The organism is Streptomyces sp. NPDC104831, assembly GCF_055583025.1.
In genome coordinates, this window is record NZ_JBVJOT010000003.1 from 198061 (window position 1) to 211142 (window position 13082).

Below are 13082 nucleotides of genomic sequence, written 5' to 3' on the forward strand. Positions count from 1 at the left end.
CCGGGCAACCGCAGCAGCGGGACGTGTCGTCGTCCCGGTGGTCCCGGAGCGCCGTGGAAGCACCGCCCACCGACGCCGCCCAGGCCGCGATCCCCGCTCCGACGGGACGCCGCACCACCCGGGCCGGGTTGACCAGGTCTGCCGGCGCGGTGAGTCCGGTGCGGAAGCGGGCCGGGTGGAGGTCGTCGGGATCCGCGCCGTGGCACGCCGGTTGAGTTCTCGGCGACCGGGATCAGGACCAGCGCCCGATGCCGCCCGGTCGCTTGGGTTTCGGGTCTCGGCCTCGATGTCCTGTATCGGCATGCAGCGGACGGCGGCCCGGGTCGGAGTTCGCTCCTGATGGTCGGCTGGCCCGGGGCCGGCTGGCATCTCGAACTCGTGCACGATCCTGCCGCTCCCTTGGACCCACGGCCGACCGCTGAAGACCTGCTGGTCGTTTACCTCGGCGAACCGGTGTCCGACTCTCTCGTGGAGCAGCTCGAACGGCACGGCGGGAAGAGAGTGCCCGCCCATAAATCCGTACTGGGGCACCTGGGGCATGACGTTCCGGGACCCCGACGGCTACTTGCCGGTGCTGTCCAGTCGCGACTGGTCCAACCACCGCGCGAGTGCCCCAGCCGTGATCAACGGACTCGGTGGACAGGCCGCCGGGGAGGTGTCTTCCGCGGGTCGCCCCGGTTCCGGGCCCCGGCCGCATGCGGGTGGGCGCGGCAGAGCGTGGAGTCGACGTTCAGGTTCCGCGTGATCGCGTGTTCGGGCATCGCCCGATGCCAGGTCAGGGCGTGGCAGGGGTGAACTGCCACCAGTTGACGTTCAGCAGGTAGCCGCTGCCGCCGGTGAACCGGAGGTAGAGGTCCTGGGTGCCCGTGGCACCGCTGACCGGGCACGTCACCGATGTCCAGGTCTGCCAGCCCCCGGTGGGGGGCACGCCGCACCGGCCCACGACCGTTCCGCTCGCAGAGCCCAGCCGCAGTTCGACGGTGCCGCCGCCGCTGCCCGAGGCCACACGCGCGGTGAAGGAGGAAGCACCCGCCCCGAAGGCCACGCCCTTGACCTTGATGTAGTCGCCGTTGTCGATCCAGCCGACATCCATTCCTCCCTCGCCGGCCGGTTCCGTCTCGATGCCGGATCCCCAGGCGATCGTCTCGGCCTCCTGGCGTACGTACGGGTTGAGCGTGCCGACCTGCGGTGCGCCGGCGTTCGTCATGCCGATCGTCGGGATCGTGCCGTCGGCGTTGTAGGAGAACCGCTCCACCGCGACCGAGCGGGTGAAGCCGCCGCCGCCCGACAACGCGCCGTTGTGGTAGAAGAAATAGGAACCGCCCTTGAAGTCCACGATCCCGGGGTGGTTGGTGAAGCTGCTGCCCTGTGTGGGCATGACCGTTCCACGGTAGGTCCAGGGACCCGTCGGACCGGGCGCCGTGGAGTAGGCGATGAACTCCGAGCAGCACCTGGCCGCGAACACCAGGTAGTACAGACCGTTCCGCTTGTAGACCCAGGGCCCCTCCTCGTACAGCGTGGGACGGTCGGTATCGCCGGTACGGGTGCCGAACCCCGCGGTGGTGAGCGGGATCCTGGTGGGGCTGCCCGAATAGGAGGTCATGTCGGCGTTCAGCTTGACGTACCACAGGTTCGGGTTGCCCCAGTACAGATAGGCCTGCCCGTCGTCGTCGATGAAGACGGTCGGGTCGATCTCGCCGTTCTCCACCAGCGGGTGGCCGAGGGCGTCCCGGAACGGGCCGGTGGGACTGTCCGACACCGCCACGCCGATGGCCATCCGGCCGGTGGCCCGGTTCTTCACCGGCACGTACCAGTAGAACCGGCCGTTGCGCTGCACGGCCTGGCCCGCCCAGGCGTCGGCGGACGCCCAACTGAAGGTGGCCAGACTGAGCGGTGAGCCGTGATCGGTCCAGTTGACCATGTCGGCGGAGGACCACACACGCCAGTCCTTCATGGTGTAGTAGGTGGAACCGTCCTCGTCGTGTCCGGTGTAGAGGTAGACCCGTCCGTCATGGACCAGCGGGGCCGGATCCGCGGTGTAGATGTGCTGCACGATGGGGTTGTCGGCCCTGGCCGCCGTGGGCCGCACCGCGGCGGGGACGACGGCGAACACCAGCAGAAGGGCCGCGGTCCGGGCAACTGCCCGGCCGAGCCTCGTGCCGACGGCGGACGACCCTCGAACGGGGAGTGGCATCGTGGCCTCCTCAGGACGTTTCCGGACGGCTTGGCGTCGGCCGGGCACAGGCCCACCGCCACCGAACCGTCCGCCGACGGCGTGGCGAACACGGAACAGCCGCCCACCTGATCGTCTGAACACCAAGGCTCCTTCCCGGGAGGACACCACGCCACGAGCGGGTGATGCGCCAGGGACGCGGATCAAAATGTCAGGCCCGTGACATATCAATGCCAGAGGTTCGCAATTTCGAACAGCATTCGGAAAGTCGGCACCTCACGGATACTAGAGAGACCTCCGGGCATGTCAACACCGCCCATTTCGAGGCTCGTTGTGGAGCATGCGAGGAGACTTGACGAGCTCCGCCGGCCCTCTATCATCCAGGGTGCTCGCTATATCAATCAACATTCGGTATGTCGAACGTGCGGAGTCGAGCGGGTCGCGTGGTATCCCCGCGCGCTTGTGAGGCCCGTCAACGCGCGCACCGCAAGAGATCCCCCTGCACGCCGCTCTGTCCGTACGTCAGGCGGCCGTCGGCGCCGGCGGAAAGACGCCGCGGCCGAGTCGCCGGTACCCACAGTGGGCAGCCACGCCGGCCCGACCATCACTCGCAGAAGAGGACGGCCATATGAGAAAGCCCTGGATCCTCACCCTGGTCACACTCGTCGCCGCCGCGCTCGGGGTCATGACAGGAGGCGTGAGCCGTGCCTCCGCCGCCTCGAACACACCCTTGCGCGTCATGCCGTTGGGCGACTCCATAACCTGGGGTGTGGGGAGCAGTACGGGCAACGGCTACCGGGGGCCGTTATGGAGCAGGCTCTCCGCGGACGGCCATCCGCTGGACTTCGTGGGCACGTTGCGCAACGGTCCGATGGCCGACCCCGACAACGAGGGCCACTCCGGGTACAAGATCCACCAGATCGCCGCGCTCGCCGACACCTCGCTGACCCGCTACCGGCCCAACGTCGTAACGCTGCATATCGGCACCAACGACCTCAACGAGAGTTACCAGGTCTCCACCGCCACCGCCCGCCTGAGGTCGCTGGTCGACCAGGTCACCGCCGCCGCTCCCGACGCGACTGTCCTCGTGGCCTCCCTGGTCGTGTCCACCAGCGGCTCGGAGGAGCGGTACCGTGCCGCGTACAACCAGGCCGTCCCGCAACTCGTGAGAGACGAACAGGCCGCGGGCAAGCATGTCGCCTACGTCGACATGAGCGGCCTGACCACGGCCGATCTCGCCGACGCCCTGCACCCCAACGACACGGGCTACCAGAAGATGGCCGACGCCTTCCACCGCGGCATCCGGTCCGCGGACGACGCCGGGTGGCTGCGGAACCCCGCCCCCGCCCCCGCACGCGTGCAGTCCGGGATCCCCGGCAAGTGCCTGGACGTCAACGGCGCCGGCAGTGCCGACGGGACCGCCGTGCAGATCTGGGGCTGCGGCGACGGTGCCAACCAGGTCTGGTCCGCCTACACCGACGGCACCCTGCGCTCCATGGGCAAGTGCCTCGACGCCGCCGGCAAGGGCACGGCCAACGGCACCAAGGTGCAGATCTGGTCCTGCCACGGCGACGCCAACCAGGTCTGGCAGCCCTACAACGGCGGCTACCGCAACCCCGCCTCCGGCCGCTGCCTCGACGATCCGGGCTTCTCGACGGCCGACGGCACCCAGCTCCAGCTGTGGGACTGCACCGGCGGCGCCAACCAGAAGTGGACCACGCTGAGCGCCGGCTGACGGCCTGTGCCCCGGGACGGGGTCGGCCCGCAACTCCTCGTCGAGGACCGCGGCGGCCTCCGCACACGCCTGCGGCGCAGCCCCGCCGGCCTCCAGCGGGGCAAGGCGTCTGCGCCAGGGGAAGCGGTTCAGGGCATGCAGGGGTCTGCCCTCTCGGGGCAGGAGAGGCCCTGGCAGGCGCCGCCGGATCTCTGCCACGGTGAGCGGGGCGAGGGCCGATCCGTTTCCGCTGCTCCCCCCTTGCGGTGCCGTCCGGCTGGGAGGTGAAGGCAGCCGGGAAGGGTGTGGGCGAGCACGGTCAGGGCGAGGTACCGGTACCAGTCGATGGGGCGGCGGGCCACATGCCTGCCGGGCCCCCAGTCGTTCTCCGCGGCCTGCACGCGCTCCTCGGTTGCCCAGCGCTGCCGGCGTTCCGGACCAGGTCGGCGTCCTGCACGCCGGGCGGGTGCGTGGGCGAGGTGGCAGGCGGCCTCCCCCGGGCCGGACAGGCTACGGCGGAACATCCACCCAGCGGTGACATGCGGCGCGCCGGGATCGAAGGTCAGGCCGGCGGGCAGCGGCGGACGATGTCCCGGACCTGCCGCCCCTTGGAACACGAACCCCCGTTCGCCGGGGATCGCCGCCGCCAGCCCGGCACCGCTCGCGGTCGATGGTCCAGGGCCGGGGCAGTAGGACTCCCGGTCGGCCAGGGCCCGCCCCGGCCGACGTGCTGCCCTTCTTGATGCAGCCGGTGTCCTCGGTGATCGGCGCCCGTCGCGGTGGCGGCCCACCCGGCAGGCTGCCGGGCGTTCTTCCGGTCGACCGGCGCCGGCAGAGCACGCGGGCAGGTCCCGGGCCCGTCGGCGCGGATCCGCTCGGGTGACCGGCCCTGCCACCCGAGCGCACACGGACTCCGGCTCGCTGTGCCACCGGTCGGCTTCAGCTGCCGCCATACCGGGGCGGCGACGACGGCCGACCCGGGGCGCGCCATCCGCGGACGGCACCTGCCCGGACCCACCGGCAGCCTCGATCACCGGGCCCATGACCTACTGCCCGACTCACTCCGGTGTGCTCCGCCGGCCCGCTCCCGCAGTCACATGACGGATGCCCCGACGGGTCGCCGCGGAACACAGTTGGGCCGACGTCGTCGCCGTACGGCCACGCCGGAACGGGATACCGGTGGCGAACGCGGGTTTCCGGTTCCCTTCGGAGAGGTCCATGCTCATGCGCTCTACCACCGCTCCAGCGGCGGCACCCGTTGTGCCGGGCCGCCTTCCCTTGCTCGGCCATCTGCCCCAACTGATCTCCAGACGGGTGGACTTCCTGCAATCGGTCAGGGCGCAGGGCGACATCGTGAGGATATTCCTCGGGAACCGTCCGGTGTTCGTGCTGAACTCCCCGGAGGCCGTCCACGAGGTTCTCGTCACACAGAGCAGGAAGTTCGGCAAAGGGCTGCTGTTCGACGTCGCGCGGCCCTTCATCGGGAACGGCATCATCACGTCCGAGCGTGATGTCCACCGGCGTCAACGGCGGGCGCTGCAGCCCGCGTTCCACCGTGACAGCATCACCGCGTGCGTCGGCACGATGACCGGCGTCGCGGAGGGAGAGGTGTCGGCGTGGAAACCGGGCGAGGTGATCGCCATGGACCTGGTGCTGCGCCGGATGATGACGGGCATGCTCGTCGCGACCCTGTTCGGCACGGGACGCCCGGACGGCGCCGCGGGCGTGGCCGAGTTGGGTGAGCGGGTCGCGGAACACCTGACCACGGTGATGCGCGGGGTCTTCGTGGGCACCGTCCTGCCCGCGCCGATCGCGTCCTCGCCTGTGCTGGGGCACCGCAAGTACCTGTCCGCGGCCGCGGCGCTGCGCGAACTCGCCGACGCCGCCGTCCGGCAGGCCCGGCAGGACCCCGCCGGTCGCGGCGGCCTGCTGTCGGTCATGTTCGCCGGCACCCCCGGCAATCCGCGGGGGATGACCGACGCGGAGGCCCGCGACGAGTTGCTGTCCCTGCTCATGGCCGGCGCCGAGACCACGTCGACCACGCTGTCGTGGGCGCTCCACGAACTCGGCAGGCGCCCGGAGATCACCGAGCGGATCAAAGCCGAGTGCGAGGCGCTGCCCGCGGGCGCCCTGCCCAGCGCGGCGACGCTTGCCTTCACCGACCGGTTCCTCCGCGAGGTGCTCCGTCTGCACCAGCCCAACTGGCTGCTCATGCGGCGTGCGTCGGAGCCGGTGCGGGTGCGCGGCGTCGGGCTTCCGCAGGGAGCCGAGCTGATCTACAGCGCGGTGACGATGCACCGGGACCCGGCGTACTTCCCGGATCCCCTGCGCTTCGATCCGGACCGGTGGCTCAGCCGTACCGAGAAGGATCTACCACCGGGCGCCTACGTCCCGTTCGCCCTGGGCAACCGGAAGTGCATCGGGGACCACTTCGCGATGACCGAGATGCTGGTCGTCCTCCGCTCCATCGTCTCGCGGTGGCGACCGCGGCCGGTGGCGGGGCACAGGGTCCGGCCGGTCGTCCAAGCGCTGATCCGGCCCAATGCGCTGCCCATGCGTGTCTCGCCCTGGCCGGCCCGCTGAACCGGCCCCGATTCCGGAGGTGCGCCCCATCATGACATCGACGGCAGAGGCGGCCGTGTCCGCGACCGGGTCCGTGAACGAGGACGGTTCCGGGCCCCCGACCCCAATCCGCGTCCCCTTCCCCCGCCGGATCAGTACGGACTTCCGGCGCGCCCAGGAACGCCACCTCGCCTGGCCGAAGTCCTTCGGCTTCCTGTCTTCGGGAGAGGAGGAGACCCATCACCTGAAGGGCCAGTTCCCGCTGATAGCGGCCATGTTCTATCCGAACGCGACCGGAGACGAGCTGGACCTCGGGGTGGACCAGCAGAGTTGGTACTTCCTGTTCGACGACGCACTCGACGCGCAGTGGGGACGGTCGCCCGAGCGGGTCCGCCACGTCGTCGAGCTCGTCAAGGAGGGCATCGGCGGCGAGGCGTCCCCACTGCCCCTGGCCGGCGCCTTCGCGGACATGCGACGGCGCAGCTGCCGGGACATGCCCGGGGACTGGATCCAGCGGTCCGCGGCCCACTGGTCCTCCTACCTCGACCACCATGTCCACGAGGCGCTCAGCCGGCAGACCGGCACCCCCATGTCCCTGAACGCGTACCTGCGCGTCCGGCGCCACACCATCGGCGTGGCACCGGTCATCGATCTCGCCGAGCGCCTGTCCTCGTGCGTCCTCCCCGACCACCTGTACGCGCTGCCGCACCTGTCGATCATGCGCGAGATGACGAAGACGTTCATCATCTGCGACAACGACATCGTCTCCCTGGACAAGGACGCGGCTCTGGGGGAACAGGACAACCTCGTGCTCTGCCTGGAACGGGAGTACGGGATCTCCCGGCCGGAAGCGATCGGGAGGGCCCTCCGCCGCCAGGACGAAGCCCTGGAACTGTTCACCGGCGCCCACCGCGCCCTTCTCGGTGGCCCGGCCACGAGCGACCTCGACCCGGCCGAACGCGACCTGCTGCGGCGCTACTGCACCGAGGCACTGCAGACCACCATCCGCGGCGCCTACGACTGGCACCACGCCTCCACCCGGTACCGCGTATAGGCCGACGCGGGTCATCACCACGAGACCGCGTTCCCCGGATCGACACAGTTGAGGAGCATGCAGCATGCCCGATCGGCGTTCAGCGTCCTTCGTAGCCTCCGAACGGGACCGGACCTGCCCGTTCGACCCGTCGCCGGACCTCCTGCGCATGCGCGACGAGGGCGGCCCCCGGCGGCTGCGCGTCTTCCATCCGGTGCGCGGCGAGATCGAAGCCGTAGTCCTCACCAGGTACAGCGACGTCCGGGCCGCCTTCGCGGACGAGCGCCTGGTGACGGGCAACGGCATCGACCCGTCGCTGCCGCGCACCCTGTTCAACCACCCGGGTTTCCTGCCCGCGTACAGCGGTCCCGATCACGCCCGCCTCCGCCGCATGCTCACCGGCAGCTTCACCGTCCGCCGGATCGAGCGGCTGCGGCCCGCGATCGAGACGATCGTCTCCGACCACCTCGACGCCATGGTGGACCACGGCCCCGTCGTCGACCTGGTCGAGACGTTCGCCCTGCCCATCGCTTCGCTGGCGATCTGCGAACTGCTCGACGTCCCGTACGGGACACGGTCCATGTTCCAGCGCTGCTCCCAAGTGATCATGGACGGGACGGCCGACGCCGACCGCCTGGTGGCCGCCTCGGCCGAACTGAACACGGCCATGGCGCACATCGTCACCCGCAACCGGGCCACCCCCGGGAGCGGAGTGCTCGGCACGGTGGTGCGGGAGCACGGCGCGGAGCTCACCGACGACGAACTCATAGGATTCGGCACCACTCTCCTCGTCGGGGGACACGAGACCACGGCGACCATGCTTGCCCTGAGCGTGCTGGCCTTGCTCCGCGATCCCGCCCAACTCGCCTCCCTCCGCGACGACCCCACGGTGGTGGGGACGGCCGTGGAGGAACTCCTGCGCCATCTCGCCATCCCGGCACCGCTCCTGCGCACGGCCGTGGCCGACATCGACCTGGACGGGAACAGGATCAACGCGGGCGAGCACGTGTTGCTCTCTCCGCTGACCGCCAACCGTGACCCCGACCTCGTTCCCGAACGCCCCGACGGCCTCGACCTCCGTCGCCGCCCGGTCGCCCAGTTGTCCTTCGGCTTCGGTATCCACCAGTGCATCGGCCAGCAACTGGCCCGGCTGGAGATGAAGGTCGCCCTGCCGGCCCTGCTCCGCCGCTTTCCCGCCCTCGGACTCGCCGTCCCCGAAACGGCCCTCCGCTTCCGCCAGGGCTCGACGGTCTACGGCGTGGAGGCACTCCCGGTCACCTGGTGACCGCCGGCCCCGCCGGCCCACCCTGGCCCTCCGCGTTGCGCGAGTACGAGCCGCAGGACGCCGGCGGGACCATCCCGATTCACGGGTATCTCCGCGTGCGGACCGGCGCCCCGGCTCACCGGGATCGCCGGATCGCCGCCGGCCGAAGACGGACCCCGGCCGGGAAGGTCACCGACCTGTCCTGCTACGGCCGCGCGCCCGTACCGCTACCACATCGACCGGCTGAGCGCGCCGTTCGGTTCGCCGGGTTCCCCGGATGGCACGGCGGCAGCCGGCCGGCGGGGGTCCATCACCGCACCGGCGCGGCGGGCCGCCCGTCGCGGACGACTCGCCGCCGCCCGGCGGAGGACGGCTACCGGCCCGAGTGGGCGGGCGTGCCGAGGCGCCGCCGCGGCTGATCCCCGCCCCGGGCGCGCAGGGAGACGTCCGTCTCGGTGAGGACGCGGTGCACGAACCCGTACGACCGGCCGTATGCCTCGGCGATGGCCCGTATGGACCTGCCGCCCTCGTACTGCTCCTTCATCTGCCGCGCGAGCTCCTCACGGGCCTCCCCGGTGATCTGTTCGCCCTTCCGCATGGCTCGTCTCCTTCCGCGATCGGTTCCCCGGTTGTGATCGCCGTCTACCCCGGAAAGGACGCGATGCCCCTGGCCGCCACGTTCTTCCGCGGAACGGTCACCGCCCGGGGCCCGCAGCGTGTGGGCGCCGGCACCGCGCGAGCAGTGGAACAGATCGTGCGCCTCACGCGCGTACCACTGGGCTTTCTCGGCACAGTCGCCGACGCCTGTGGTGGCGGCGTGTCACCGGACGGTTGCCGAGCGCTCCCTCAGCTGCGGCTCGCGTTCGTGCCTGACGTCCGTCCGCCCGATCCGGCCGCCTCGACGAGTGCCTCGGCGGCGAGCAGACCGAGCTTGTGGGAGGCGAGAGGGCTGTCACCGGTCAGGAGCTTGCGGTCCTGGTGGATCCTGCCGGTCATGTCGTCGTTGACGACGTTCAGACCTCGCTTGCTCAGCAGATCGGCCACCAGCCAGGGCAGGCGGCCGGGAAGGTAGCCGATCTCCAGGTTCGGCCCTTCGTCGAGTGCGTCGGGAAAGACACAGAGCGAGTACCCCTGGAACGGCGACTCGTCCGCGCCGGGCGAGGCAGCGAGCAGCGCCGCCGGGCCATGGCACAGGGTGATGACGAACTTGTCGTTGGACAGGGCCCACTCGAGCGTCCGGCCCACTTCCTCGCTGGCCGGCAGCCCGACGACGGCCCCGTGCCCGCCCGGAATGAAGACGGCTATGTAATCCGACTCGTCCCCGAGGTGCCCGGCGACGATCTCGGAGAGCTTTCTCGGCTGCTTGAGCCGCGGTTTGAGGGCTTCGTACGTGCTCATGACCGCTTGGTCCTCGCGCGGCATCGCCCACAGTTCCAGCTTCGCCGGATAGCCCTCCAGCGTGGCGACGTCGACACCGAAGCCCGCCTCCATCATGTGATGAAGGGGGAGCAGCATCTCGACCGGATGATTTCCGGTGGAGAACATCTTGCCGTTCTCCAGCAGGACGTAGCGCTCCCCCGCCGCGATCACGAGCACCTTCCACTTCCCCTGGGTGTACGCGCCCTTGTGCCGCACGCCGTCGAAGTCGGTCTTCGGCGACGTGTACCGACTGAGTGAGTACGGCGACGGGAAGTACGCGTTGTCCTCGGCCGTGTCCGGCGTGGGGGTCTTGCTCAGCTCTTTCTCGGTCCGGGACATGAGGGCCCACTTTCCCTAGCAGAGATCCGAGTGCGGGTGCGCCGCCGCGTGGAGGCGGACGGCACCCGTTCGCATCGGCACTCCGCACACTGTCCAGCGCCCCCGCCTCCACGCGACACCAGCCGAGGTCCGGCCGGCTGCGCGCCGGGCCGCCGGCGGGTCCGTCCGGACGCGGCTCCTCCCCCTCAGAATCACACTGCGGCGTTTTCCCTGCATCCCGGACGACGCGCTTCCGACGAACCGCGCGCCGCCCCGTGGCGTCCGTGTGTCCGTGACCGCCGCAGAAGCGGAATCCAGGCGCCTCAGGCGGGTCGCGCAAAGTGTGTGCGGTGAGGTCCGCGAGGGCCTTGCCTTCCAGGACGGTGAACCGGATCATCTCCGGGGCGGCATGGTCGCGCCCTCCGCCTCCAGCCCCTCGCGGACCGCCGGGCACACCCGGCGCGGGACCTCTTCGACGGCACCACCTCGTGCGGCGGACGGGACGAGCCGCACCGCGTGGCGGGCGTCCGCGGTCACCGTGCGACCCGGGCCGCCGGATGAGCGGCGGTTCCAGTGGTGAAACCGCCCAACACCCGGGAGTCGAAGGCTGGTTACGGGGTAGCGTGTGCACGTGACCGGCTCGGCACGGCTGAGTCCGGCGGGACAGGGGAGGTCTCACGGATGGCGGGCGACTCTTCGGTTCGCGGCGGTGGGCTGTCGCGACGCGCACTGCTCGCGTCGTCGGCCGCCGCGGGTGGCGCGGTGTGGCTGTTGCGCGGACTGGTCCGCCCGGACGGCGCGCACGCCGCCGACGCGGTACCCGCACCGCCGGGTTTCCCGGCCGGCCCCGACGTCTACCGACGCGTCTACGAGAACTGGGCCGGTGAAATCCACACCGACCAGTTGTGGACGTGCGCTCCGCGCCACCCCCAGGACGTGCTCGACGTCGTCAACTGGGCGCACAGCGCGGGCTGGACGGTGCGCGCGCAAGGCAAACGGCACGGCTGGGCGCCGCTCACGGTGGCCGACGGCACACCCGCCGCGACCCGGGTCGTCCTGCTGGACACCACCGCACACCTCACCGCCATGTCGCTGGAGCGGCGGTCCGCCGACGGCTCGGCCGAGGTCCGCGTCCAGACCGGGGCCACCCTGGAGGACCTGCTCGCGTTCGCCGGCGGCGCCGGTCACGGCGTCACCGCCGCGCCGGCACCCGGGCAGCTGTCGGTCGGCGGCGCGCTCGCCATCGGCGCGCACGGTACGGCCGTCCCCGCCGTCGGCGAGAACCCACCGCCCGGCCACGGCTACGGCTCGCTGAGCAACCTGGTCACCGAACTGACCGCGGTCGTCTGGGACGAGGGCGCCGGCCGCTACGTCCTGCGGACCGTCGGCCGGGCGGAACCCGACTGCGACGCGCTCCTCACCCACCTGGGCCGTTCCCTCGTCACCGAGGCCGTCCTGCGCGTGGGCGCCGACCAGAACCTGCGCTGCCAGTCCTTCCTGGACATCCCGGCCACCGAACTGTTCGCCGCCCCGGGCACCGCGGCCGGGAAGCGGACCCTGGCCGACTTCGTGGACCGGACCGGCCGCGTGGAGGCGATCTGGTTCGCCTTCACCGACAAGCCCTGGCTGAAGGTCTGGAGCGTCGCTCCGCGACGCCCGCTGGGCTCCCGCGCGGTCGACGAGCCGTACAACTATCCGTTCTCCGACTCCCTCCCCGAGCCCGTCGCCCGGCTGGCCGGTTCCCTGGTCTCGGGGGCCTGGGCGAGCGCGCCGCTCTTCGGGCGCGTGCAGTACCTGCTGGCCAAGGTCGCGCTGACCAACGACATCACCGATGTCCTGCTCTCCGACGACCTCGTGCGGGAGGTGCTGACCGGTGACCTCCTGACCCAGCTGCTGGCGGGCGGGTTGCGGTCGGACCTGTGGGGCGCCTCCCGCAACCTGCTGGAGTACATACGGCCCACCACGCTGCGCGAGACGGCCAACGGCTATGCCGTCCTCGTCCGTCGCGCCGATCTGCAATGGGTGGTCAGCCGGTTCGCCGACTTCTACCGCACGCTGCTCGCCGAGTACGCGGCACGCGGCGAGTACCCGGTCAACGGCCAGGTGGAGATCCGCGTGACCGGCCTGGAGGACCCGTCCGTCTGCGGCGTACCCGGCGCACGGCCACCCCTGCTGTCCGCGCTGCGACCGCGCCCCGACCGGCCGGACGCCGACACCGCGGTGTGGATCGACATCCTCTCCCTGCCGACCACGCCCGGCCTGCACCGCTTCTACCGGGAAGTCGAGCAGTTCCTGTTCGCCCTGGACGGGGACAGGGCGACGGTCCGGGCGGAGTGGTCCAAGGGCTGGGCCTACACCGACACCGCCGCGTGGTCCGACCCGGACGTCCTCTCCCGCACCGTCCCCGCCGGCCTGCGCGCCGGAGGCGGGCCGGGTTGGGACACGGCCGTCGCGGTCCTGGACCGGCTCGACCCCCACCATGTGATGTCGAGCCCGTTCCTCGACACCCTGCTGCGCTGATCCGCGGGCCTGCCGGGGCCGGACCGGCGAATGCGGCCTCACCGGCGAGCCCGGGTGCGCTCCGCCGGATGAGGCCATG

The 13082-nt window shown here is 71.1% G+C and carries 8 protein-coding genes and 1 pseudogene; 6 read left to right on the forward strand and 3 right to left on the reverse strand.

Annotated elements, in window-relative coordinates:
• Window positions 1-231 precede the first annotated feature (231 nt).
• Window positions 232-598: pseudogene (locus ACZ63H_RS03510) on the forward strand (VOC family protein); the annotation flags it as partial.
• Window positions 599-775: 177 nt separating this feature from the next.
• On the opposite strand, the gene ACZ63H_RS03515 reads toward ACZ63H_RS03510, so the two are convergent.
• On the reverse strand, window positions 776-2194 hold the full coding sequence (locus tag ACZ63H_RS03515) for a glycoside hydrolase family 43 protein (RefSeq protein WP_469861708.1): 1419 nt from the start codon (window positions 2192-2194) through the stop codon (window positions 776-778).
• A 607-nt stretch (window positions 2195-2801) separates the two neighbouring features.
• On the opposite strand from ACZ63H_RS03515, the gene ACZ63H_RS03520 reads away from it, so the two are divergent.
• From ACZ63H_RS03520 to ACZ63H_RS03535, 4 genes are all read left to right on the forward strand, one after another.
• On the forward strand, window positions 2802-3908 hold the full coding sequence (locus tag ACZ63H_RS03520; protein ID WP_469861710.1) for a ricin-type beta-trefoil lectin domain protein: 1107 nt from the start codon (window positions 2802-2804) through the stop codon (window positions 3906-3908).
• 1203 nt (window positions 3909-5111) lie between these two features.
• Window positions 5112-6470 carry a cytochrome P450 gene (locus tag ACZ63H_RS03525; RefSeq protein WP_469861816.1) on the forward strand — a complete coding sequence of 453 codons (1359 nt, stop codon included), beginning with the start codon at window positions 5112-5114 and terminating at the stop codon, window positions 6468-6470.
• Between the two features lie 31 nt (window positions 6471-6501).
• Window positions 6502-7503: a terpene synthase family protein gene (locus ACZ63H_RS03530; protein WP_469861712.1), complete on the forward strand. Its 1002-nt coding sequence runs from the start codon at window positions 6502-6504 to the stop codon at window positions 7501-7503.
• A 64-nt stretch (window positions 7504-7567) separates the two neighbouring features.
• A complete protein-coding gene (locus ACZ63H_RS03535; RefSeq protein ID WP_469861714.1) occupies window positions 7568-8767 on the forward strand; it encodes a cytochrome P450 in 1200 nt (399 codons plus the stop codon).
• Window positions 8768-9119: 352 nt separating this feature from the next.
• Here the strand turns inward: ACZ63H_RS03535 and ACZ63H_RS03540 are convergent, their stop codons facing one another.
• Window positions 9120-9344, reverse strand: coding sequence for a helix-turn-helix domain-containing protein (locus tag ACZ63H_RS03540; RefSeq protein WP_469861716.1), 225 nt, complete (start codon window positions 9342-9344; stop codon window positions 9120-9122).
• A 248-nt stretch (window positions 9345-9592) separates the two neighbouring features.
• The gene (gene hchA / locus ACZ63H_RS03545) at window positions 9593-10504 is read right to left on the reverse strand and encodes a glyoxalase III HchA (RefSeq protein ID WP_469861718.1); all 912 of its coding nucleotides are present in this window, start codon (window positions 10502-10504) and stop codon (window positions 9593-9595) included.
• Between the two features lie 660 nt (window positions 10505-11164).
• On the opposite strand from hchA, the gene ACZ63H_RS03550 reads away from it, so the two are divergent.
• Window positions 11165-13003, forward strand: a complete 1839-nt coding sequence (locus tag ACZ63H_RS03550; protein ID WP_469861720.1) for a cholesterol oxidase substrate-binding domain-containing protein — start codon at window positions 11165-11167, stop codon at window positions 13001-13003.
• Window positions 13004-13082 lie beyond the last annotated feature (79 nt).